This is a genomic window from Paraburkholderia diazotrophica, assembly GCF_038900755.1.
Taxonomy (GTDB): domain Bacteria; phylum Pseudomonadota; class Gammaproteobacteria; order Burkholderiales; family Burkholderiaceae; genus Paraburkholderia; species Paraburkholderia diazotrophica_A.
The window spans coordinates 161,969-185,947 of sequence record NZ_JBBPEN010000009.1 but is presented as its reverse complement, the minus strand read 5'-3'; the positions used below and the strand labels follow the sequence as shown (position 1 = coordinate 185,947).

Sequence of the window (23,979 nt, the reverse complement as noted above, 5' to 3'; positions counted from 1 at the left end):
GGCAACATGGCTTTTCTCAGGCACAAGGCGTTGACGATTTGTCTCGCAGCAATGGGGTTGTGCGCGATCGCGGTCCACGCGCAGACGTCTCAGTACCAGCTCGTCAAGACGATTGACCTGCCCGGAACCAAAGGTGGTCACGGCGATTGGGTTACCTACGACAAGGACACCCACGCGATTTGGTTGTCCCAGTCGCCCAACCACAATGTCGTCGTGATCGACGCAAAAACTATGGCCGTGAAAAAGACGCTCGCAGGCGTCGATTCCGGTAACGGCATCGATTTCGACGCAAAGCACGCCTATGTCACGGACGCGACGACTGGCAAGCTGATCATCTATGACAAACACTCGTTCGACCGGATCGCCGCCGTCGACACGGGAGGCAAAACCCCCGACGGTGTGAATGTCGACACGAAGTCCGGTACGATTCTGATCGCCAACGACGACAGCAATAACGAAGCGATTTTTGAGCCGACGTCGCCATACAAGCGTACTGCAACGTTCAAGCTGAAGCCCGAAGACGACAAGGACGGACCGGACGTCGCGCTGTACGTTGCCTCCACCGACCGCCTGTATCAGCCGGTTGGCGGCAAGATCGACGTGATCAATCCGAATACCCATGAGATCGAGGCAGTGTGGGAGTTCGGTTTGAAGAGCGCCGCGAAGGGCGGTGTCTACGACAGCAAAACGAATCACCTGATATTCGGCACCAGCGACAAGAAGATGCTTGTCGTGGACCCGACAACGGGCAAGCTGGTCACAACCATCGGCGTCGCTGGCGCCGTCGACCAGACGGCGATCGACACTGACAAGCGTCGCGCGTTCATCGGCGACAAGACGGGCAACCTTGAAGTGATCGATCTGGATTCGAATCAGGTCGTCGATCACATCCGTACCGAGCCCAAGGTCCATACGCTGACGGTCGATACGGCAACCCATCGCGTCTACGTCTATCTCAACGAAAGCAACAAGGTTGGCGTGTACGAGCAGAAGTCCTGATATCGCACACCGTTTTCGGGTCACGCGGCAGCATGCCCGCCTGCGTGACCCGTACGGCGCCTACGCTGCATGAAACACGGTGCGGCGCGCAGGATCGCAGCATCACGCGCCATCACCCGACCTTTATTTTGTAGGAGAAGTCGTCATGTCATCCGCTCCTTCGCCGGCGGGCAAACCCTTCCTGGGAAACCGGTGGACTCAACTGTTCATCGGCATTGCCTGCATGGCACTCGTCGCCAACCTGCAATATGCGTGGACACTGTTCGTTATCCCAATGAAAACGCAGAATCTTTGGAGCGCCGCCGAGGTTCAGACGGCGTTCTCCATCTTCATTCTGGTCGAAACGTGGCTCGTGCCGATCGAAGGCTGGCTTGTCGACCGCTTCGGTCCGCGCCCCGTCGTCATGGCTGGCGCAATCTTCGTCGCGTTAAGCTGGGTGATTGATTCTTTAGCCACGACATTGCCCGTGCTCTATGCCGCGTCAGTCATTGCCGGCCTTGGAGCGGGCTGCGTATATGGCACTTGCGTGGGCAATGCGCTGAAGTGGTTCCCGGACCGGCGCGGGCTCGCCGCCGGACTGACGGCAGCGGGCTTCGGCGCCGGTGCCGCGCTGACAGTAATTCCGATCGCGAACATGATTCACAGTTCGGGGTATCGGCAGACGTTCTTCGTGTTCGCCGTAATCCAGGGCATCGCAATCTTTATCCTAAGCATTGCATTGATTCGCCCTAATCCAGGCCCCGGCATCAAGCCGGTCGCGCGCGTCGTGACGAGCAAGATCGACTACACGCCCGGACAGATGATCAGAACACCGCTCTTCTGGATGATCTACGTGCTATTCGTGCTGGTAGCCGCTGGCGGCCTGATCGCTACGGCACAGCTCGGCCCGATTGCAAAGGCATTGGGCTTTGCAAAGCTGCCTGTACAGTTCTTCGGCACAACATTGCCTTTGCTGACGCTGGCGCTATCGATCGACAATCTGCTCAACGGGTTGACCCGGCCCGTCTGCGGTCTTCTATCCGATAAGATCGGCCGGGAGAACACCATGCTGCTCGTGTTTGTTGGCGAGGGACTTGCGTTGCTAGGAACGAATGCTTACGGCCACGATCCTTATGCGTTCCTTATCTTCGCGCCACTGATCTTCTTGTGCTGGGGAGAGATTTTCTCGATCTTTCCGGCGATCTGCGCGGATACGTTCGGCAGCAAATACGCGTCGTCGAACGCGGGCACGCTCTATACGGCCAAGGGCACCGCATCGTTGCTCGTCCCCATTGCGTCGCTGGTGGCGGCAGGCGGTTCATGGGAGCATGTTCTGATCGGCAGCGCCGTCGTGTCGGTCGTCGCGGGGGTGTCGGCCAAGTTCATTCTCGCGCCCATGCGAAAGCGCTGGTTCGCAGGCATGGGCGACGAGGTCGCTCCCGTTCTCCAGACTCAGTGAGCGAGCCGCCAGCTCCACTCTGACCGCCTGGTTGTGGGTGGCAGAAAGCTGTCGCTCGCTGTGCCGACAATTGCGCGAGCGTCATCAATCGTGTTGCCCATTTGGGGCCATCGTGGGTGCGGTTCGACCAGGCTCCAGGGAGTGGCCCGTGCCAGGGGCGCCGGCCGCAACGCGTGCCTGAGCCGCTTGCAGGTCCGAGGGATATTTGTTGTGACGCCCAGTTGGTCTGTAGCCGGCTCTTACCAGCTGGGCCAACTGCTCGCGTACCTCGGCACGCGTCGGCGAACCATTGGATGGCTGAGCGAAAGAAACGGCCGGTACAAGCAATGCGGCCGCTACAGCGGCCAGTTTAAGGGTCCTGTTCATAGTCTGCGCCTCCAGCTAGTCAGGTGTCAGTGCTGCGGCCCGGGGTGGGGCAGTAGCTGGCACCGCTAGCTTGCCAGTGCAGACTTAAGAAAAAGTTAACGCCGGACGGATTCTGCACTCTGATCGAAGGCCGAAAGCGATGATCTGCAGCCAACCAATATGATCCTTACCAATGTGAATAAAGCGCGCAGAACCGGAGGCGGGACATTAGATGCGCATATTGCTGGTGGAAGATAACGTCTCGATCGGCGGCGCGTTGCAGCATCGGTTACGCGGAAAGGGTTTTGCCGTCGACTGGGCAATTGACGGGGCATCGGCCATGCTTGTGCTTCGAACGACACCGTACGCGTTGGTGCTGCTCGATCTTGGGCTGCCTGGAAGCGGCGCACTGACACTGCTCGCAGGACTGCGGAATCGTAACGATCCGACGCCCGTGCTGGTCATTACCCCGCGCGAGACGGTTCCGGATCACGCCGCGGGTCTGGATAGGGGGGCGGATGATTATTTCGTAAAACCGTTCGCGCTAAACGAGCTACTTGCCTCCATCCGGGTCGAGGATCGGCGTCAAACGAGACGCGTAGATACAACGCTGCACGTAGGTGCCTTGTGGCTCGATTCTGTTCAGTGCCGTGTCTGGTTGCATGACCACGAGATATCGGTGACGAAACTAGAGTCCGCGTTGCTCCGCGAGTTGATGCGTGATCCGACGATCGTCGTCACCCACGAGCAGCTCGAGCAGCGTCTTGAGATTATGAGTAACGCTGTTCAGGTGCATGTCCACAACTTGCGCCGCAAGCTCGGCGTCGACACGATCCGCAACGTGCGCGGTGTCGGTTACCGCATCGGAGATATCGCTTGAAGTCGTCGCGTCACCGCCTTCCGCTGTGGCTGCTGTCGGTTATGCGCCGCTGTTAAATAGCGCCAAAAATGACGGATTGCACGGGGCACCACCGCGACCCCGCGATCAAAATAGCCGAACCAGCTTTCAATCATTGAAGGTCGCGCGGCCCATATTGGAGCCAGGTACGCGCGCGCATCGCTGCGATTCGCGACGGTGCTGCACGTCGAAGCGGGACGTTCGAGCGGCTCGCGAAAGCCGCGTGCGAATCCGGGCCGCAGGCATTCGAGGAACTCGATGCGCTCGCCGGTCATCGCTTCGCGCGCATCGCGCAAGTATGGGCACATGCTGCATCACGAAGCACCCGAGGAAGTCGCGGCGATCGTCGAGGATCTGCTCTTCTCGCCGCCGTAGCCCGTCGCACGGTCCTGCAAAAAAACTTCGTGTGGCTGCCGATCGGCGGGGGCGATCTCCGACGAATGACTTCCGGCCGGCTGCAAACTCCACGGTTTTCGCCTGTGGCCGCATCAATGTCGAACCCGAATTTCGTTGCGATCACCACACGGTCGCGGAATGGCGCGAGCGCCTCGCCGACCACTTCGTTGACGAATGGTCCATACACTTCCGCTGTATCAAAGAAGGTAACGCCGCGCTCGACTGCCGCGCGGATAAGCGCAACACCTTCCGGCTTGGACAACTGCGTCGCATAGCTAAAACTTATGCCCATACAACCGAGTCCGAGCGAAGATACGTTCAGAGGTCCCTGCCCCAGGGTTCGCATTTCCATGGCTTATCACTCCAGTAATCAAGAGGCCGTGAAGCGTCAATGTGCGATGGCCCGACAGACACCGCGCTCGTTGCCATACGTCTGTGCGGTGTCAATGTGCCGGTAGCCGCGCGCGAGCGCCAGACCGACGACCTCGGCCGCTTTGGGCACATTGGCGGGCGTCGGATTGCGATCCGGCGGTACGTTCAGTGCCCTGAAGCCGAGCCGGGCGATACGTGCGCTCTTATTAAGCGGGATTGTGGGAGTGGTCAACTACCCGTCCTCTAAACAGCGATGTAACCGCGTTGCCTTATTCGCTGGCAAGCTGCTTTTCGACCGCGGCGCGGGCACGCTTTGCCGCGTCAGGAAAGCCGCCACGGTCCAGCGCGTCCGCCGCATCGTGTAAGGCTGCGGGTGTCAGGCCGATATTCATGCTGATGCGGACGTGCGCCTGCAACTGCGATTCCACCCCGGTGATTGCCGAGAGCGCGCCGACCGTCGCGAGCTCCCGGCTCTTCCAGTCCAGGTTATCGCGCGCGAATATGTCGCCAAAGAGGTGCGCTTTGAGAAAGGTATCGATAGCTGGGGCGAATTCGAAGAGCGGCCCCTTCACCGCTCCGCCTGAAAGCTTCGTCTGGTTAGCGGTACCGAGGTCGAGGAGATCCTTGCCGGTGGGCACGGTCCCGGGCTCGCGGCCAGGCGCGTCCGTCATCCCACGTTGCTTGCGCGTTTCCACGACCTTCATGAGTTCGCCCAGTGCATTAAGGCTACGGGGGAACCCGGTGTAGGCGTACATCTGAACCAGAATCTCCTTGGCGTCGCTTACCGACAGGCCAGCGTCGAGCCCCTCGTTCAGCGCTGCGTTCAGGCGCGCCATGTCGCCCACAGCGGTGGCGGCAGAGATGGCTGGGATCGCCGTCTGTTTGGCGTCCAATGTTCGTTCAATTGTCATCGTCCTGTTCTCCCGTTCTATCGCCACGGCGAATTTCAGCGTCGGACCGCGAGCGCTATGCTGCCAACGCAAGCACGGCTGTACGGCGGCCACAGCTGACGGGCGCCTTCATGCGGCTACGTCAGGCATGCCCAACAGGCTTCGGGATTCCGTCCGTTCGCAGCATGACGACCGGTCAGCCCTGCACCCGTGGACCGGCCAGGTATTGTTCGTCAGTCACCCGCTCCAGCCAGTTGACGTTCTCGCCGTCGAGCGCTTCCTGAACAGCGATATGCGTCATCGCCGTGGTCGGCGATGCACCGTGCCAGTGCTTGTGGCCGGGCGGGCACCAGATGACGTCGCCTGCCCGGATTTCTACGATTGGCTCGCCGTCGCACTGTGTCCAGCCGCATCCGGCTGTCACAATGAGCGTCTGCCCAAGGGGATGCGTATGCCAATTCGACCGCGCACCGGGTTCAAACGTGACTGCCGCACAGGAATGACGCGCCGGTTCGGGCGCAGCGTTCAGGGGGTCAATGCGCACAGTTCCCGTGAACCATTCGGCCGGACCCTTGAGCGACGCTTGAGATCCCGCTGGCTTGAGTTCCATGGTAAGTATCCTCTCGACATGAGTTTCATTCGGAGCATGTTATCGGGAGGATTTCGTGGGATAAAGGCCATTTCATCGCATGGACCTATGGCCCACATCGATAAATACGTAATCCGACCGCATCGCACCGTACGAGCCGATGCTCGGCGTTGATCGGCGTTAGCCGCGCCGCAGTGCGTCGATCACGACCTGGAGCGCGCGGGACGTCTGCCTTCGACCCGGATAGTAAGCGTGCAGACCGGGGTAGGTCGGCCACCAGTCCTGCAGCACCCACCGGAGGCGGCGCTTGTCAACGAAAGGCTGGGCCAGGTCCTCCGGAACGTAGGCGAGGCCAAATCCCGCCACGGCCGCTTCGATCATCTGATATGTGTTAGTGACAGTCACCTGTCCTTCCACGCGCACCTGAACTTCCTTTGTCTTTTTCTTCAGCTCCCAGGGGAGTAAGCCGCCATGCGTGGGCAATCGCAAATTAATGCAGTTGTGCTGGAGGAGTCCTTCGGGCAATTCGACCGGTGCACGGTTGCGCAAATACGTGGGCGATCCGACGATCGCCATGCGAAAGGGCGGTGCTATTCGAACAGCAATCATGTCCCTCGCGACCTGGTCTCCAGAGCGTACGCCGATATCGAATCGGTCCGCGACGATATCGCGTAACGCGTAGTCAATCGATAGTTCGATCTTGATGTCCGGGTACTGGGGCAGCACCTTCGCAATCTTTGGCCAGATGACGGTGTTTGCCGCGTAGTCTGTCGCTGTTATGCGAACGATGCCGGACGGCTTTTCCCGGAGGTCAACGACGGCTTCCACTTCGGCGTCGATTTGCTCGAAATGGGGTGACAGGCTTTGCAGCAGCCGCTCGCCAGCATCGGTCGTCGAGACGCTGCGCGTCGTGCGGGTAAGCAGTCTTAGGCCCATGCGCTCCTCTAGCGTGCGCATCTTGTGGCTCAGGGTGGATTGCGAGATGCCGAGTTGAGCGGCGGCCTTGGTGAAACTACGTTCACGCGCTACGGCGACGAAAGCGATCAAGTCATGTAGGTTTGCACGAGGCATTATTTTCTTCCGCCCATAAAGCTCACATCGTGCCGCATGTGACGGCGACAAATCAACGGGGCGTCGCAACCCCCCGGACCGTGGAATCACGATTGGGATAGGCACTTTTTGGGCGCTGAGGAATTCGACCGCTGGCCGAGCGCGATATCATCGCGCGCGGCGTCGAATCGCCGATGAGGCCTTTGGCGTGACGACTGCTGTCGGCCTAGATGCGCCATTGCGGCGTCCGCTTAAAGGTTCCAACGGACGACTCCTATTGGCCCGAACCCGGTCCGACATAGCACGGCCGGCGCGTTCAGCCGTTGATCGGCCGCGTCGGGCGGGAGTCGAAACAGAGCGGACTTCGAATACGCCAAGGCTTTCGCGACTTGAAGCAATCCCCGTAAAACTACTTCTCGAACCAGTATTCAAATTCGGTGTGGTTCTGGTTGAAGGCTTTCGAGTCCGAAAGTGTTTCCGCGCGCACGATGCCTCGAATGCCGCGGAATTTGCCAGTGCCACCCGTGATATCCAGCTCTGTGAGATTCTTCAGGCGGTTGCTGTCGGGCAGTTTGTGGTTAAGAAAATATCCACGCGCAAAGATCTTGTCGCCATTTTCCATCCTATATTCCACATAGCTGCGTCCGAGCCCATTCAGGTCAGTCAGGTCGCTCGTGGCACGGATGACGGCTTCTTTGAGAACAATGCCCTCGATTGTCTGATCTTTGCCACCGTAACTGCGCACTAACTCGTATAGCCGTAGCTTGTGCTCGGGCACATCACCGACTTCAAGGATGTACTGCTGCGTGTACCTGTTTCCGCTCGCTGGTGCATCGAATGCGGCGATATGCGTCTCTTGCGCAATGGCGGTCGTCGAAGCGAGCAGCACGCCGCATAGCGTCGCAAATATTCTGAGTTGCATGGCCTTCTCCCAGCGGGGAACCGTGCTGTCGGCCGCGTTTCTTGCGCGGATGGCGCTCGAGATCGAGCACGTGTCGTACTTCAAGATCGAAACGCCGGGTGCGGCCGCGAAGCTGCGCGAACTGATCCGCCTCGCGGGCGAAGCAGTCGAAGGGCCATGGGACGGCGAAGAAGCGATCACGCTGTTCGCGGATCTCAACGCGGGCGCGACGGGTTCGATGACGGGCGGCGGCTATCCGGACGGCATCCGCCCGATCCTCGAGGCCTTCCGCGAAGGCAGGCGCGACGACGCCTTCGCGCATTATCAGCGCTGGCTGCCGCTGATCAATCACGAGAACCGGCAGGCGGGCCTGCTAGCAGCGAAGGCGCTGATGAAGGAAGGCGGCGTGATCGCTTGCGAGAGCCCGCGCCATCCGCTGCCGCCGATGCATCCCGCCATGCGCGCCGAACTGATCGATATCGCGCGGCGGCTCGATCCGCTGGTGCTGCGGTGGGGGAAGTGAACGTATAGCCAGGCCGCAATTCACAACACACAAACAGACGAGGAGACAGAATGGATGGAAAGCTGATTGCGGCGTCCGCGCCGGCCACAACGACAGGCATGAATTTCCGCTGGCGCGTGCTGATCTGGTTGCTGATCGGCGGCATCATCAACTATCTGGATCGCGCCAGTCTTTCGATTGCAGCGCCCGGCATGATTCACGATCTCGGCCTCACGCGCACGCAGATCGGTCTGCTCGGCACCGTGTTCGCGTGGACGTATGCCGTGATGCAGTTGCCCGCGGGCTGGATCATTGATCGTTTTGGCGCAAAGAAAGCGTATGCGATCGGAATGATCTGGTGGAGCGTCGCGACATGGCTGACGGGCGTGGTCGGATCGATCTCGGGCCTGATCGTGATGCGCGCGCTGTTAGCCGTCGGCGAGGCGCCTTGCTGGCCTACGTCGGCAAAGATCACGGCCGCGTGGTTCCCCGACAAAGAACGCGGCTTCGCGACGGGCATCTGGGACTCGTCGTCGAAATGGGGGCCGGCGCTTGCGCCCGCTATTCTCGTCGGGCTGATGATCGCGTTCGGCTGGCGCTCGCTCTTTCACGTGACGGGCGCGGTGGGCATCGCATTCGCGATTCTGTTTCTGTTCCTCTATCGCAATCCGATGCAGAGCAAGCGGCTTCCGCGTGAAGAGTTCGCGTATATCGAAGCGGGCGGCGGCGGACATGAGCGGTCGCTCGCGACTTCGGCGATCAAGTGGCGCTCGCTGTTCGGGCATCGCAGCGTGTGGGGGATGATTCTCGGGTACTTCTGCGCGATCTGGTTGTGGAATCTGTTTCTGGTGTTCCTGCCGCTGTATCTGCTCGACCGCTTTCACATCTCGCTCACGCAACTCGGCGTGTACGCGAGCATTCCGTGGTTCGCGGCGCAGCGGGTGAGATCGTCGCGGGCTGGATTGCGGCGAAGCTGGTCGATCGCGGCGTCGCATCCGCGATGAGCGCGAAGCGCATCATCATCGTCTGCTCGTCGCTGGGCGCGGCGGCTTGCGCCATTGCACTGCCGTTCACGCAATCCATTACGACGACACTCGTGCTGATGACGGTCGGTCTCGCGTTCATCGCGGCGACGATCGGCAATGCGTGGGCGCTTGCGGCGGATATCGCGCCTTCGTCGATGGTCGCTTCCGTCAGCGCGATCCAGAACTTCGGCGGTTATTTTGGCGGCGCGTTTTCGCCCGTTGCAGCAGGGTTCATCGTCGATCGCACGGGGTCTTACTCGCTTGCATTCGTGATTGGCGGGGCGATTGCGGGATGTGCCGCGCTGTTCTACTGGTTCATGGCGCGGCGGACTGTGGCGGATGGCATGATGGAGAGAAGCGCTGGTTGATTCTACGGTTTGAACGACGAGTGGCCGCGTTAGTCGTTATATTCGACGTCACTCGTCGTTCGATCTGCCGCATGCATGACGGCAAGGCGCAAACAACGCTACATCACTCGGACGGCACTCGCACCCAACCCTCCATCAACACGCGCGCGCTGCGGCTCATCACGGCCTTCTTGACCGTCCACTCGCCATTGGCCTGAGACGCCTGGGCGCCGACCCGCAGCGTCCCCGACGGATGACCGAAACGCACGGCGTTGCGCTCGCCGCCGCCTGCCGCGAGATTCACGAGCGTGCCGGGAATCGCCGCCGCCGTGGCAATCGCGACGGCCGCCGTGCCCATCATCGCGTGATGCAGCTTGCCCATCGACATCGCGCGCACGAGCAGATCGACGTCACCCGCTTCCACGCGCTTGCCGCTCGACGCCGTATAACCTGTTGGCCGCGCAACGAACGCGACTTTCGGCGTGTGCTGGCGCTTCGCGATTTCATCGAGACTCTTGATCAGGCCCATGCGCAGCGCGCCATGCGCGCGAATCGTCTCGAACTTCTTGAGCGCCGCATCGTCGCTGTTGATCGCGTCCTGTAGCTCCGTGCCCGTGTAGCCGATCGCGTCCGCGTTCACGAAGATGGTCGGGATGCCCGCGTTGATCATCGTTGCCTTGAGCGTGCCGACGCCGGGCACGTCCAGATCGTCGACGACGTTGCCCGTCGGGAACATCGCGCCTTCCGCGCCTTCTTCTTCGGCGGCGGGGTCCATGAATTCGAGCTGCACTTCGGCGGCGGGGAACGTCACGCCGTCGAGTTCGAAGTCACCCGTTTCCTGCACCGCGCCGTTGGTCATGGGCACGTGCGCGATGATCGTTTTGCCGATGTTCGCCTGCCAGATGCGCACGATCGCGATGCCGTTGTCCGGCACGCGGTCCGGATCGATGAGGCCGCCGCTGATCGAAAACGGCCCCACGGCCGCCGACAGGTTGCCGCAATTGCCGCTCCAGTCGACGAACGCCTTGTCGATCGACACCTGTCCGAAGAGATAGTCGACATCGTGATCCGGCCTGCTGCTCTTCGCGACGATCACCGTCTTGCTGGTGCTCGACGTCGCGCCGCCCATGCCGTCGATCTGCTTGCCATACGGATCGGGGCTGCCGATCACGCGCAGCAGCAATGCGTCGCGCGCCGCGCCGGGCACCTGTGCTGCTTCGGGCAAGTCCTTCAGGCGAAAGAACACGCCTTTGCTGGTGCCGCCGCGCATATACGTCGCGGGAATCCTGATCTGGGGTGCGTGTGCCATGTGTTGTGGTCCTGATGAGACGAGGGCGGTACAACGCGCACCGCCCATGCATGAACGAACAGTGCGCGTCAGGCCGCTGCCTTCGACGACTCCAGGAAGTCTTGCGCGAAGCGTTGCAGCACGCCGCCCGCTTCGTAGATCGACACTTCTTCCGCCGTGTCGAGACGGCAAGTGACGGGCACTTCGACGCGCTCGCCGTTCGTGCGGTGAATCACGAGCGTGAGGTCCGCACGCGGCTTGCGTTCGCCGATCACGTCATACGTTTCCGTGCCGTCGATGCCAAGCGCGAGCCGGTTGACGCCCGGCTTGAACTCGAGCGGCAGCACGCCCATGCCGATGAGGTTCGTGCGGTGAATGCGCTCGAAGCCTTCCGCGACGATCGCTTCGACGCCCGCAAGCCGCACGCCCTTCGCGGCCCAGTCGCGCGACGAGCCCTGGCCGTAGTCCGCGCCCGCGACGATGATCAGCGGCTGCTTGCGGTCCATGTAGGTTTCGATGGCTTCCCACATGCGCGTGACCTTGCCTTCCGGCTCGATGCGCGCGAGCGATCCTTTCTTCACCTGGCCATCGACGACAGCCATTTCGTTGATCAGCGTCGGGTTCGCGAAGGTCGCGCGCTGCGCAGTGAGGTGATCGCCGCGATGCGTCGCGTACGAGTTGAAGTCCTCTTCGGGCAGGCCCATCTTCGCGAGGTATTCGCCTGCTGCGCTGTTAGCGAGAATCGCGTTCGACGGCGACAGGTGATCGGTCGTGATGTTGTCTCCGAGCACGGCGAGCGGGCGCATGCCCTTCAGCGTGCGCTCGCCCGCGAGCGCGCCTTCCCAGTACGGCGGACGGCGAATGTACGTGCTTTGCGCGCGCCAGTCGTACAGCGGGCTGAGCGGCTCGCTGCTCGCGGCCGTCAGCGCGAACATCGGCTCGTACACCTTGCGGAACTGCTCGGGCTTCACGCTCTCTTTGACGATCGCGTCGATCTCTTCGTCGCTCGGCCAGATGTCCTTCAGATAAACGGGCTTGCCGTTCTGGTCGGTGCCGAGCGAATCGCGTTCGATATCGAAGCGGATCGTGCCCGCAATCGCATACGCGACGACGAGCGGCGGCGACGCGAGAAACGCCTGCTTCGCATACGGATGAATGCGGCCATCGAAGTTGCGGTTGCCCGACAGCACGGCCGTCGCGTACAGATCGCGGTCGATGATCTCCTGCTGGATCTTCGGATCGAGTGCGCCCGACATGCCGTTGCACGTCGTGCACGCAAACGCGACGATGCCGAAGCCGAGCTTTTCCAGATCGGGCAGCAGATCGGCTTCCTGCAAATACAGTTCGACCGCCTTCGACCCCGGCGCAAGCGACGACTTCACCCACGGCTTGCGCGTCAGGCCGCGCGCATTCGCGTTGCGCGCGAGCAGGGCCGCTGCGATCACATTGCGCGGATTGCTCGTGTTCGTGCAGCTCGTGATCGCGGCGATGATAACGGCGCCATCGGGCATCTGGCCCGGCACATCGTCCCACTTGCCCGCGATGCCGCGTTCGGCGAGATCCGAAGTGGGCAGGCGCTTGTGCGGATTCGAAGGGCCTGCCATGTTGCGCACGACCGTCGACAGATCGAACCTGAGCACACGCTCATATTCGGCGTTTTTCAGCGAATCGGCCCACAGGCCCGCCGTTTTCGCATACGTTTCGACGAGCTTCACTTGCGCGTCGTCGCGGCCCGTCAGGCGCAGATAGTCGACAGTCTGCTCGTCGATGAAGAACATCGCAGCCGTCGCGCCGTATTCGGGCGCCATGTTGGAGATCGTCGCGCGATCGCCGAGCGTGAGGCTCGACGCGCCTTCACCGCGAAACTCGAGATACGCACCGACCACTTTTTCCTTGCGCAGGAATTCCGTCAGCGCAAGCACGATGTCGGTGGCCGTGATGCCCGGCTGGCGCTTGCCGGACAGCTCGACGCCGACGATATCGGGCAGGCGCATCCACGACGCGCGGCCCAGCATCACGTTCTCCGCCTCCAGGCCGCCGACACCGACGGCGATGACGCCGAGCGCATCGACGTGCGGCGTGTGGCTGTCGGTGCCGACGAGTGTGTCGGGATACGCGACGCCATCGACGGCATGAATCACAGGCGACATCCGCTCCAGATTGATCTGGTGCATGATGCCGTTGCCCGGCGGAATCACGTCGACGTTCTTGAACGCCTTCTTCGTCCAGTTGATGAAGTCGAAGCGGTCTTCGTTGCGCCGGTCTTCGATCGCGCGGTTCTTCGCGAACGCATCGGGGTCGAAGCCGCCGCATTCGACGGCCAGCGAGTGATCGACGATCAACTGCACGGGGACGACGGGGTTCACCTTCGCGGGGTCGCCGCCCTGATCGGCGATAGCATCGCGCAAGCCCGCGAGATCGACGAGCGCCGTCTGCCCCAGAATGTCATGGCACACGACGCGCGCCGGAAACCACGGAAAATCCAGCTCGCGCTTGCGCTCGATGATCTGCGTGAGCGAAGCGGTGAGCGTCGCCGGATCGCAGCGTCGCACGAGATTTTCGGCGTGAACGCGCGACGTGTACGGCAGCTTGTCGTAGGCGCCCGGCTGGATCGCGTCGATGGCGGCGCGCGTGTCGAAGTAATCCAGCGAGGTGCCGGGCAGCGGTTTGCGGTATTCGGTATTCATGACGTAGGGACACTGCGGTAGTAATCGGAAGCGTCTGGCGCTGAACGCTCCTTTGAGGTCTTCTCGCGCAGTTTAGCGCGTCGGTGGACGGCTCGCGCAGTAAAGCATGCTGCGTAAAAAGCAGCCTTGGCTCGCGGGTATGACGAGCCAAGGCCCAAGTGCATCGCAGCTCTCGCGCAGCGATACAGAAGTCAGCTCATCTATCAGGCGCGCTTCGCGAGCGGCACGAACGGCAGATCGTCCGGACCCGTGTAATTCGCGCTCGGCCGAATGATCTTGTTGTCGATGCGTTGCTCGATGATGTGCGCGGCCCAGCCGGACGTGCGCGAAATCACGAACAGCGGCGTGAACATTGCCGTCGGCACGCCCATCATGTGATACGACACCGCGCTGAACCAGTCGAGGTTCGGGAACATCTTCTTGACGTCCCACATCACTGTTTCCAGCCGCTCGGCGATATCGAACATCTTCATGTTCGACGCTTCCTTCGACAGCTTCTTCGCCACGTCCTTGATGACCTTGTTGCGCGGATCGGAGATCGTGTAGACGGGATGCCCGAAGCCGATCACGACTTCCTTGTTGTCGACGCGGCGGCGGATGTCCGCTTCCGCTTCATCGGGCGTCTGATAGCGCGACTGGATCTCGAATGCGGCCTCGTTCGCGCCGCCATGCTTCGGCCCGCGCAGCGCGCCGATCGCGCCCGTGATCGCCGAATACATATCCGAGCCCGTGCCCGCGATCACGCGGCCCGTGAACGTCGATGCGTTGAATTCGTGCTCCGCGTACAGGTTCAGCGATACGTGCATCGTGTCCACCCACGACTTCGACGGCTCCACGCCATGCAGCAGATGCAGGAAGTGGCCGCCGATCGAATCGTCGTCGGTTTCGACTTCGATCCGCTTGCCGTTGTGCGAGTAGTGATACCAGTACAGCAGCATCGAGCCGAGCGAGGCCATCAGCCGGTCGGCGATGTCGCGCGCGCCTGCTATGTTGTGATCGTCCTTCTCCGGCAGCACCGTGCCCAGCGCGGAGACGCCCGTGCGCATCACGTCCATCGGGTGCGCTGCGGCGGGAATCCATTCGAGCACGGCCTTCACGTTCGCGGGCAGGCCGCGCAATGCCTTGAGCTTCGTTTTGTACGCGGCGAGTTCGGCGACGTTCGGCAACTTGCCGTGCACCAGCAGATACGCGACCTCTTCGAATTCGCAGGCGCCCGCGATGTCGAGAATGTCGTAGCCGCGATAGTGCAGGTCGTTGCCCGTCTTGCCGACCGTGCACAGCGCGGTGTTGCCCGCCGTCACGCCCGACAGCGCGACGGATTTCTTCGGCTTGAACGCGCCTGCGCTCGGTGTGTTGTTGTCTGCTTCGCTCATGTGTCTTCCTCCAGATGCCATTACTTGTTCGCGGCGAACAGCGCGTCGAGCTTGTCCTCGTACGCGTGATAGCCAAGGTACTTATAGAGATCGTTGCGCGTTTGCATCGTCGGCACGGCCGCTTTTTGCGTGCCGTCGCGCATCACCGTCTCGTAGAAATTGAGCGCCGCCGCGTTCATCGCGCGATACGCGCCGCAGCAGTACAGCGCGATGTCGACGTTCGCTTCGCGCAGTTCCGTCGTCGTGAAGAACGGCGTCGAGCCGAACTCGGTCAGGTTCGCGAGAATCGGCACCTTCACGGCGGCCTTGAAGCGGCGATAGTCGTCGAGCGTATTCATCGCTTCGGGGAAGATCATGTCCGCGCCCGCTTCGACATAGGCGACGGCGCGCTCGATCGCAGCGTCGAGGCCTTCGGCGGCGGCTGCGTCGGTGCGGGCCATGATGACGAACTGATCGTCGGTGCGCGCATCGACGGCGGCCTTCACGCGGTCCACCATTTCTTCCTTCGCGACGACTTCCTTGTTCGGCCGGTGGCCGCAGCGCTTCTGGCCGACCTGGTCTTCCAGGTGAACGGCCGCGACGCCCGCCTTGATGAACGAGCGGACCGTGCGCGCGATGTTGAAGGCGCCGCCCCAGCCGGTGTCGATATCGACGAGCAGAGGCAGGTTCGTCGCGTCGGTGATGCGGCGGGCGTCCGTCAGAACGTCGTCCATCGTGCTGATGCCCAGGTCGGGAATGCCGAGCGAGTTCGCGGCCACGCCGCCGCCCGACAGATACACGGCCTTGAAGCCGACGGCTTCGGCCATCTTCGCGGCATACGCGGTGATTGCGCCGACGACCTGCAGCGGTTGTCCTTCTGCGACGGCCTGGCGGAACGCGGCGCCGGCGCTAGCGGGTTGTTTGGCTGAGTTCAATTTGAGGCTCCGTTATTAGCGGGCCTGTATTCGCAAACAGCGTGCCATGCGGGGCCGCGCCGCTAAGTCTCTGATTTTGCGGTGCGCGCGTCCGAACGGTCTCGCGGCCGCGTTTCAGAAATGGAATTTGGCGTTTCTGTTGTGAAACATATAATGGACGAACAACACGATCCGCGCCGAGCCCGTCATGAACACGCCTTCCGCCGCCTCCCATTCCCGTCCGCGCATCTGGGCGATGGGCATCAGCCGTCTGCGCGATCTGTTCGTCGATATCGCGAGCGAGTATGCGGGCCGCGCCGACGTGCGGATCGTCGCGCGCGGTTTCGGCGATGCGATGCAGGAGATCGACGCGGCAGGCGTCGAGCGTCCCGACGTGATCGTGGCGGGCGGCTCGAATGGCGCGTATCTGAAGGCGCGCGTCAACGTGCCCGTGGTGGTCATCACGCCGACGGGCTTCGATGTGATGCAGGCGCTCGCGCGCGCGAGACGCGACGGCGATTCGGTGGCGCTCGTCACGCACGGCGAGACGCCCGACGAGGTCAAGCGCTTCACGGCCGCGTATGGCATCGACGTGATTTTCGCGTCTTACCGCTCGACGGAAGACGCGGAGCAATGCGTGCGCGAACTGCACGAGCGCGGCGTCGATGCCGTCGTCGGGCCGGGCCATGTGACCGATCTCGCGGAGCGCGCGGGCATGGGTGCCGTGTTCCTCTATTCGCGCACGTCGGTGCGCGCGGCGTTCGACACGGCGCTCGAAGTCGCGCAGGCGACGCGCGCGGAAGGCGTGCGCCGTCAGCGCCTGGACAACCTGTTGCAGCATTTGCGCGACGGTGTCGTCGCGCTCGATGCGCAAGGGCGCGTCGAAGCAATCAATCAGCGGCTCGCGGGCGTGCTCGGCATCGATGCCGCGAGCGCCGCCGGCGTGCCGCTGCAACAGCTCGCGCCCGATCTGGCGAGCGCGCTGCCCGATACCGACGGCGATACGCTCGTGTCCCTGCGCGGCGCGAGCTACGTCGTGCATCGTGGACCGCTCGCGGGCGCGGGTCCCGCTGCGGGCACGGTGCTGACGTTTCAGGAATCGCGCGCGGTCGAACGGCTCGATCGCACGCTGCGTTCGCGCCAGCGCGCGCAGCAGTTCACCGCGCGTTACCGGCTCGATGATCTGGTCGGCGAATGCGCGTCGATCGAACGCGTGCGCACGCTGGTCCAACGCTACGCGAAGTCCGATGCGACCGTGTTGATACTCGGCGAAAGCGGCACCGGGAAGGAAATGGTCGCGCAGAGCATGCATCATCTGAGCGCGCGGCGCGACTTCGCGTTCGTCGCGATCAATTGCGGCGCGTTTCCCGAAGCGCTGCTGGAAAGCGAGCTGTTCGGCTACGACGAGGGTGCGTTCACGGGCGCGCGCAAGGGCGGCAAGGCGGGGCTCATCGAAGCGGCGCATCGCGGCACGCTCTTTCTCGACGAGATCGGCGAGATGCCGTTGCCGCTGCAAAGCCGGCTGCTGCGCGTGTTGCAGGAGCGCGAGGTGGTGCGGCTCGGCTCGACGGAGCCGACGCGCGTCGACATCCGTGTGGTGGCCGCGACGCATCGCGCGCTGACGGAAGGGATCGAGGCCGGGACGTTCCGCGCGGATCTCTACTATCGGCTCAACATTCTGAGCATCGCGCTGCCGCCGCTGCGCGAGCGCGCGGCCGATGTGATGCCGCTCGCCGCCGAACTGCTGTTGCAGGCAGCCGCGCGCGAGCCGCGTCTGACGGCGCGCGTGCGCGGCTCGCAGGATGCGGCGCATGTGCTCGCGCCCGTCAGCGAGCCCTTGTGCCGCTACGCGTGGCCGGGCAACGTGCGCGAATTGCAGAACGTGATTGAGCGGATCGCCGTCGAGCTGGCCGACGCGGACGGCGACGCAGGCCCTGCGTTTACACGCGAGATGCTGGAGGTGGTTGCGCCTGAACTCTTCGTGCAGTCGGGGCGGCAGAAGAAGGGCGCATTGACGCTGCGCGAGCGCAGCCGCCATGTCGAGGCCGACGAAATACGCGCGATGCTGGCGGCGTGCGGCGGCGATCGCGATGCCGCGTGCAAGACACTCGGCATCAGCAAGACGACGTTGTGGCGCAAGCTCAACACGACGACGCAATGAGCGTCTGCGAACCGTTCACACGCCCAGCAACGCGGTGATGAAAAGACCGACTGCGACGACGGCCATGCCGATCGTGAGCTTTTGAAGCCAGCTCTTTTTGGTGAGCAGCGTAATGGCGGCGAGCGCGATGGAGATCTGGATCAGCGTGGTCGCCTGCGCCCAGCGATGATGCTGATGTTGCAGCGACTCGCTGACGTCATTGTCCTTTTTCACCTGCTTTTCGAGCGATTCCGCCTGCTGGCGAATCGGCTCTTTTTCGGTCTTGTAGCGCTGCACGTCGGTGATGAACTTCGCGTGCGCCGCCGATGCGGGATCGCTCAGCGCCGCGCCCAGTTCGGCGAGATTCTGCTTTTCTCCCTTGGCCTGATAGTAGGCCCACTGGTTCGCGGCTTCCGTCTTGAGTATCGCGGCTTCGTTCTTGTAGAAGAGCGCAAGGTTTTCGTTGGCGCCGCTTTGATATGACGCGATTGCGCCGACGCTCGCGAGGATCGCCGTCATGACGGCAAGTCGAGAGGCGCCCGAGTCGCTTCCATGGGAGCCGGGGTGCTCGATCGCGTGATCGTGCGGGCCGTGCACTTCGTATTCGTCGGACATCGTGATCGTGGCTCAGGAGAAACGCAGAATCGCAAGCATACCGCAGCGTATCACCCGCAAAAAAGGCGTCCGGCCTTTTCTTTTCTGTCCGGTCGATGCCGTGTCGAGCGCACGCCACATGCCGCTCAGTATTGCACCTTGCGCTGCGCGCGATACTCGGTCGGCGATGTTTTCATATGCCGCCGGAAGCTGCGCGCGAGATGATCGCCGCTCGTCATGCCTGCGCGCTTCGCGACTTTGTCGACGGGCAGATCGGTTTCGACCAGCAGATTGCAGACGACCTGAAGCCGCGCGTTCATCAGATAGTCGGACGGCGTCATGCCGAGTTCGCTTCTGAAGTGACGCAGCAGACTGCGCTCGCTCATCGCGGCCACCTGCGCCGCGTCTTCGATCGTGACCTGGCGGCGGCAGTTGTCCTGTAGCCAGTGCGCGGCCGCGCGCACCTTTTCGGCGGGCGTGCTGCCGACGACGTCCTCGAATATCGCATTCAGCGCGTCTTGCGAGCAGATCGACAGATGCTCGGCGACGCGCCTCGCCATCGTGTCGCCCATGTCGCGGCGAATCAGTTTCAGCGCGCCCGTGAGCGCTTCGTGAAGGCTTTGGGATTTCCTCTTGCAATCGTTCGCGTGTCCCGCCGCGCTGCACGATGACTCGCGATGCGTCGCGCGCGGCCCGTCGCGAATGGGGCTGTCGGGACCAGGCAGCGGCGCGCCTACCAGCCGCACATCGGCCGCTTTCGCGCGGGCGCGGCTGATCCAGGCGGTCAGCGGCTCCGAGCGGTCGTCGAGATCCGTTTCCGCGCCGACGATCGCGAAGATCGCGTCGAATTCGTAGTCTCTGCGTGTATCGAATGCTTCCGTGGAAACGAGCAGCGTCGCGGAACTGCCGACGTGTCCATCGTGCGCCGCAAGCACGGCGACCCGATACGCGCACTGGATCGAACTGCGCGACGACAGCTCGCTCGCCAGTTCGAGCGTATTGGCGATGACGCTTGCGCTCAACAGATCGAATCCCTCGAACAGCACGACGGCGACATGACGCGTGCGCAGCAGTTTCCCGTCCGGCCCCTCCGATTCGTTGGCATCGAGTCTTTGACGCGGACGCATGGACATGTTCTTCCTCAACCTCAATGAACTGGCCCAAAACTCCGGATACCCTGACGTCGACGGGAAGCATTCCAGACGATGCACGCGTCACCGAATGTATGGAAGGCTCCAGTTCTCCCGCTAACCTCCAATGCTGCCTTGATAAATCGCAAAGCGAATGTGGGCCGGCGCACGCAGCGCGACAAGTATCGTCAAAGAACTTTCACGCGCATCGGCTGATGCGTCCGATTCGGCAACAGGGGCAGCGTGAATGCAAGAGCAAAACGATTGGCGGGCCGGTATTGTTCCCGCAACGATGTCGATTGTCACGTCGACTGGTTTCTGTTCCAGTTCGACATCGACGAAATGCCGCTCGATTCGAAAATAGCCTGCGCGACTTTCAGATAGCTCTCGGCCGTGTCGCGCAACGTATAGCCGTCCAGTGGGCGATATGCGCGAGGCGTGTGCATTGCGTGAACCAGCGCGCGCGCATACGCGGAAGGTTTCATCGTGTCGACGAGCGAGACACCCGGAAATTCGCGGGCGAATTCGAACGCTGCAATGCGGCTTGCGACGACGGGAATACCCGATGCCAGCGCTTCGAGAAAGCCAATGCTATGTGCCTCTCTGTGAGAAGGCATCGCAAACACATGCGACGCTTGCAGGATCGCGGCGACATTCGTCGCGGGGCCGCACAACGAGACGCGCTCGTTCAGGTTCTTGCGGTCCACGAGATTCATCGCTGTCTCGTGATAAGCCTTGTCTTCGATGACGCCGCACAGCAGCAGGCGCGCTTCGGGTTCCTGTTGCAGCACGCCATCGAACGCTTCGATCGTTTCGAGTTGCCCCTTGTCGTGAACGTAGCGTCCCAGCTGCACGATCTGTTTTGCCGTGCTGTGATCGGCCAGATTCAATGCGGAAGCCACGAACTGGAAGCGCGACAGGTCGACGCCGTTAGGGATCACGGTCACGAGCGGATGCGGTCCGAATTCGCGCAGATAGTCGTGCGTATTCTGCTGCGAGACGCCGACGACCGCTCTGGCTCGACGCGACAGAAAACGCTCGGCCCATTTCAGCTTAGGGTCCTCGAAGTCATTGGAGCCGGAGTGCATCACATAGACGACGGGCGCGGCATACGGAAGAAGACGCACGTAGAGCGCCGCAAGCGTTGCGTGAGCGATGATGATGTCGGGCCGGAACTGCTTGATGCAGCGCCACAGATGCATCAGGCGCCCCATCCTGCCCAGATATGCATCGGGAAAATCGCACAGCACGTCCGCGGCCGCCAGCTCGCTGCGGCTGTGATCGAAGTCCGCAAGTTGAGGCAGCATCGACGCGATGCAGACTTCGTGGCCACCCTCCCTATGCTGGATTGCAAGACCCTTCGCGAGAATCTCGGCACCAGACAGACGTGGCGCATGTACGACCTGTAATATCCGCACTTGTCACCGTTTGAATAAGTGTTGTGTACGACGGAACAGGGCCCCGATGGCAAATCGTCAATTGCTTTCTGTTCTCTGTGCAGCGTACGGTTCCGTTGATCGACCGTCAATTGGTGTGTTCAATGACGGTTCCAACATACTCAATCGCACCGACAATCATCAGCCAACGACTAGTCATTACTCGACACCTAAGTACATACCTGTAGAGTTGCTTTTGATGCAAACATCAATGCGGCCGATAGGACGGTCGCAATTTTTCTGCCTGGTCCCACCTATTGAGTGAGCCGTTCGAGCCAGAGCGTTTCCGAGTACATTGCGGGAAGTTGGACCGTCGCTGTTGGTAAAGCTTGCACACTGTTTCCGTTCATTGCGTATTGCACGAGCGCCGCGTTTCCCGCCGTAAAGAGCGTGTTGTCGAGTATCGCGTCGGCACGCTGATAAAAGACGAGCGTCGAGTGCTTGCCGTCGCTCGTCACTGCGGGTGTCGTGTCTTGCCATTGGATGCCGCGCAACGAGGCCAGCGGAACAGGTGCCGAATCGGGATGAGCGGCGTCAAGCTTCCATACGTCGACGCCGCCAGGGCTTGCGAAATGAGGTACGGTCATGACGACCGACGCATCGGCATCGGCATCGGAGTGCGGATCGCTCGTCGCGAATTTCGTCATGTCGGGTTTGAACGTTGCGGGCAGCATCGCGGGCGCGCCAACCGACCAGTGCCCGCCTTCGGCATCAAGCGGGACGATGGCGATCCGGCTGTTGTCGTCGGTTGGTTGAACGGCGACAAACGATGCTGCATCTGCGCGATTGTTCGGCACTGCAAGCAGTCGAAGATTCGACTTGAGACGGCTGTCGTCGAGTACCTGGGTTTGCTGAACGTGTCCCGCGGGGTCTGCGCTCGCTGTCCACAGTTCGACGCCGTTGTCGCGCTTTTGAATTGCGATCAGTACTTTTGCCGGTTCCTTCTTTTTGATCGAGTACGACGTGATCTGCTGCACGCGTCCGGCAGGCATCCGGCTGTCGCTCTGGAACCAGAGAACGGGCGCAGTAAAGCGGCTCCCCGTGCTGCGCAGCAGCCAGAATGCGGTGCCGCCGTTTCGCGGCGTGACGACCATCAGATCCGCGCGGCCGTCGCCGTCGAAATCGCCGAGCAGAAAGCGCGCGCTATCGAAGCACAAACTATCGGCGCGGCACGTTGGCGTCGTTGCGCGGCTGTCGAACGGCACCGTATTCGCATACCAGCGCACGGGTTTATCGGCTTTGCTCAACGCCTGAACGTTGACATCGAAGCCCGGACCGTCTGCGCGACGTTGAACGTACACCGCCGCCGACTCGCCGCGCCCCGACACATCGCCATACATCGCGCCCGCGAGCCGCAGATCCGTCGCCCATGTCGGGCGCGTCGTCGACCAGCGGTATCGCGTCGTTAGCGATGCGCAGCCGCGGATATTGAGGCGCCCGCTTTCTTCGCCGAGGCACCGGCGCGACGGCGTAAAGATCAGACCAAAGTCCCACGGCGTCCAGCGCTGCGATTCGTCCCATGAGTCGCAGGTCTCTTCCGTCAAGGTGCCATTGTGTTCGGCAACGCATTGCCGCGTCGACGCCGAAACGAGCGCCGCATTGTGCTGATTGCCCGCATAGGTCGGCCTCGGTTCCCACATCCATTGCTGGCGGACGGAGCCGTCGCATGGCGCGAGTTCCGGCTTGCGCTCGCTGCCCGTCGAAGTCAGACATTCGCTGGAAGCCGTGTTGAAGAGCACCGTCGGCAGCGCGACGAAATCGGGCGTGGCGTGACCGGTCGTGTCGAAGCGCGCGTATCGGCGCAGGATCCAGTTGCCGTCCCATTGGTATTCGCCGAACACATGCGCGAAGTCCCCGCCGTCGATCGTGAAGTAGCTTGCGGAAATGTCGCGCTTGCGTTGCGCTTCGTCGCCGTACAGCGTCGATGGCCACGTTCCCGTCGGATACGTGATGTGGTACGCAATCGGGATCGATCGTCCCAGGATTTGCGCGACGTGCCGCGTGATGCGCGCGGAGTAGATGTGATCGGGATGCTCGATGAACGGGACGGTGTCGGGGTTGAGCGTGTAGATGCGCGTCGCGTCTTGCAAAATTGACCTGAGCACGGCGGACAAGGAATCGCGCGTATAGCGTGCCGGCGCGATTTCGCCGTGTCCCATCGGATAGGTCGTGATCGTCGCGCCCTGGTCCCACAGCAACGCGAGCGGCACGCGGCCGCCGCGCACGGCCCCGCCGGGAAGGCGCAGTTCGAGCAGCCGCACCTTCGGCTGCGCCTTCAAGGTCAACTGAAACACCGGCTTGCCCGCGATGCGCACAGTCGTTTCGTCCCAGTCGTTCGGCACGCCGGCCATGCGCGCGTAGGCGAGACGCGACCCTTGCTCGCGCTTTTGCACATACGCGAAGTTCGCGCCGTTGGCCCCGCCGATCAGGTGAACTGTCGTGACGCACCATCCCGCCCGCAACTGCTCGCTGATGCCGGGCTCGACGAACAGCAGATCGTCGTCGAGATGCGCGACTACGGTAACGAGCGTGCCCGCGCTGCAATCGGCGGACGCCGCATGGCTCGCGCCGCAACAGGCGAATGACACGAAAAGAAGAAACAGGAAGCGAATGAAGCGGCGAGCGTTGAAGATCGACAGGTTCATATGATTTTCTTCGTGTTCTTCTCGCGAGTCGTCACGGGATA

Annotated in this window: 20 protein-coding genes and 2 pseudogenes; 7 read left to right on the top strand and 15 right to left on the bottom strand. The window is 62.2% G+C overall.

The genetic code is table 11. The features are described from left to right. The first annotated feature begins 6 nt into the window (after positions 1-6). Together AABE10_RS26015 and oxlT are read left to right on the top strand one after the other, a co-directional pair. Positions 7-999: a hypothetical protein gene (locus AABE10_RS26015; protein WP_342936091.1), complete on the top strand. Its 993-nt coding sequence runs from the start codon at positions 7-9 to the stop codon at positions 997-999. A gap of 145 nt (positions 1,000-1,144) precedes the next feature. Continuing rightward, positions 1,145-2,437, top strand: a complete 1,293-nt coding sequence (gene oxlT / locus AABE10_RS26010; protein ID WP_342936090.1) for an oxalate/formate MFS antiporter — start codon at positions 1,145-1,147, stop codon at positions 2,435-2,437. 84 nt (positions 2,438-2,521) lie between these two features. Here oxlT and AABE10_RS26005 read toward each other — a convergent pair whose 3' ends face one another. Next, complete coding sequence (locus AABE10_RS26005; RefSeq protein WP_342936089.1) at positions 2,522-2,803, bottom strand: DUF4148 domain-containing protein; 282 nt, start codon at positions 2,801-2,803, stop codon at positions 2,522-2,524. Positions 2,804-3,014: 211 nt separating this feature from the next. Here AABE10_RS26005 and AABE10_RS26000 point away from each other — a divergent pair, with 211 nt between their 5' ends. Continuing rightward, positions 3,015-3,662 (top strand): response regulator, encoded by a 648-nt coding sequence (locus AABE10_RS26000; protein ID WP_342936088.1) that lies wholly within the window; start codon positions 3,015-3,017, stop codon positions 3,660-3,662. Between the two features lie 454 nt (positions 3,663-4,116). On the opposite strand, the pseudogene AABE10_RS25995 reads toward AABE10_RS26000, so the two are convergent. The 6 genes and pseudogenes from AABE10_RS25995 to AABE10_RS25970 all read right to left on the bottom strand — a co-directional run. Beyond that, positions 4,117-4,428: pseudogene (locus AABE10_RS25995) on the bottom strand (aldo/keto reductase); the annotation flags it as partial. 36 nt (positions 4,429-4,464) lie between these two features. Next, positions 4,465-4,680, bottom strand: coding sequence for a hypothetical protein (locus tag AABE10_RS25990; protein ID WP_342936087.1), 216 nt, complete (start codon positions 4,678-4,680; stop codon positions 4,465-4,467). A gap of 37 nt (positions 4,681-4,717) precedes the next feature. Then, entirely contained in the window at positions 4,718-5,359 is a 642-nt protein-coding gene (locus AABE10_RS25985) for a carboxymuconolactone decarboxylase family protein (protein WP_342936086.1), read from the bottom strand. A gap of 175 nt (positions 5,360-5,534) precedes the next feature. Further along, positions 5,535-5,948 (bottom strand): (R)-mandelonitrile lyase, encoded by a 414-nt coding sequence (locus AABE10_RS25980; protein WP_342936085.1) that lies wholly within the window; start codon positions 5,946-5,948, stop codon positions 5,535-5,537. A gap of 159 nt (positions 5,949-6,107) precedes the next feature. Continuing rightward, positions 6,108-6,998: a LysR substrate-binding domain-containing protein gene (locus AABE10_RS25975; protein ID WP_342936084.1), complete on the bottom strand. Its 891-nt coding sequence runs from the start codon at positions 6,996-6,998 to the stop codon at positions 6,108-6,110. A gap of 388 nt (positions 6,999-7,386) precedes the next feature. Continuing rightward, positions 7,387-7,899, bottom strand: a complete 513-nt coding sequence (locus AABE10_RS25970; RefSeq protein ID WP_342936083.1) for a hypothetical protein — start codon at positions 7,897-7,899, stop codon at positions 7,387-7,389. Positions 7,900-7,915: 16 nt separating this feature from the next. On the opposite strand from AABE10_RS25970, the pseudogene AABE10_RS25965 reads away from it, so the two are divergent. From AABE10_RS25965 to AABE10_RS25955, 3 genes and pseudogenes are all read left to right on the top strand, one after another. Beyond that, positions 7,916-8,401 (top strand): annotated as a pseudogene (locus tag AABE10_RS25965) (dihydrodipicolinate synthase family protein); the annotation flags it as partial. A gap of 50 nt (positions 8,402-8,451) precedes the next feature. Further along, on the top strand, positions 8,452-9,384 hold the full coding sequence (locus AABE10_RS25960) for an MFS transporter (RefSeq protein ID WP_342936082.1): 933 nt from the start codon (positions 8,452-8,454) through the stop codon (positions 9,382-9,384). Next, positions 9,303-9,773 carry an MFS transporter gene (locus AABE10_RS25955; RefSeq protein ID WP_342936081.1) on the top strand — a complete coding sequence of 157 codons (471 nt, stop codon included), beginning with the start codon at positions 9,303-9,305 and terminating at the stop codon, positions 9,771-9,773. The genes AABE10_RS25960 and AABE10_RS25955 overlap by 82 nt, the downstream gene beginning before the upstream one ends. A 103-nt stretch (positions 9,774-9,876) precedes the next feature. Here the strand turns inward: AABE10_RS25955 and prpF are convergent, their stop codons facing one another. The 4 genes from prpF to prpB all read right to left on the bottom strand — a co-directional run bounded on the left by prpF (position 9,877) and on the right by prpB (position 16,014). Next, on the bottom strand, positions 9,877-11,061 hold the full coding sequence (gene prpF, locus AABE10_RS25950) for a 2-methylaconitate cis-trans isomerase PrpF (RefSeq protein WP_342936080.1): 1,185 nt from the start codon (positions 11,059-11,061) through the stop codon (positions 9,877-9,879). Positions 11,062-11,129: 68 nt separating this feature from the next. Beyond that, entirely contained in the window at positions 11,130-13,727 is a 2,598-nt protein-coding gene (gene acnD / locus AABE10_RS25945; RefSeq protein WP_342936079.1) for a Fe/S-dependent 2-methylisocitrate dehydratase AcnD, read from the bottom strand. A gap of 203 nt (positions 13,728-13,930) precedes the next feature. Next, positions 13,931-15,100, bottom strand: coding sequence for a bifunctional 2-methylcitrate synthase/citrate synthase (gene prpC / locus AABE10_RS25940; protein WP_342936078.1), 1,170 nt, complete (start codon positions 15,098-15,100; stop codon positions 13,931-13,933). A 20-nt stretch (positions 15,101-15,120) separates the two neighbouring features. Then, positions 15,121-16,014, bottom strand: coding sequence for a methylisocitrate lyase (gene prpB, locus AABE10_RS25935; RefSeq protein ID WP_342936077.1), 894 nt, complete (start codon positions 16,012-16,014; stop codon positions 15,121-15,123). Positions 16,015-16,201: 187 nt separating this feature from the next. Here prpB and prpR point away from each other — a divergent pair, with 187 nt between their 5' ends. Then, complete coding sequence (gene prpR / locus AABE10_RS25930) at positions 16,202-18,154, top strand: propionate catabolism operon regulatory protein PrpR (protein ID WP_342936076.1); 1,953 nt, start codon at positions 16,202-16,204, stop codon at positions 18,152-18,154. A gap of 15 nt (positions 18,155-18,169) precedes the next feature. On the opposite strand, the gene AABE10_RS25925 is transcribed toward prpR, so the two are convergent. The 4 genes from AABE10_RS25925 to AABE10_RS25910 form a co-directional block, all read right to left on the bottom strand. Beyond that, positions 18,170-18,748 carry a DUF4337 domain-containing protein gene (locus AABE10_RS25925; RefSeq protein ID WP_342936075.1) on the bottom strand — a complete coding sequence of 193 codons (579 nt, stop codon included), beginning with the start codon at positions 18,746-18,748 and terminating at the stop codon, positions 18,170-18,172. A gap of 125 nt (positions 18,749-18,873) precedes the next feature. After that, positions 18,874-19,860 (bottom strand): helix-turn-helix domain-containing protein, encoded by a 987-nt coding sequence (locus AABE10_RS25920; protein ID WP_342936074.1) that lies wholly within the window; start codon positions 19,858-19,860, stop codon positions 18,874-18,876. A gap of 299 nt (positions 19,861-20,159) precedes the next feature. Further along, positions 20,160-21,275, bottom strand: a complete 1,116-nt coding sequence (locus AABE10_RS25915) for a glycosyltransferase (RefSeq protein WP_342936073.1) — start codon at positions 21,273-21,275, stop codon at positions 20,160-20,162. A 272-nt stretch (positions 21,276-21,547) separates the two neighbouring features. Then, complete coding sequence (locus AABE10_RS25910; RefSeq protein ID WP_342936072.1) at positions 21,548-23,938, bottom strand: RICIN domain-containing protein; 2,391 nt, start codon at positions 23,936-23,938, stop codon at positions 21,548-21,550. Positions 23,939-23,979: the final 41 nt, after the last annotated feature.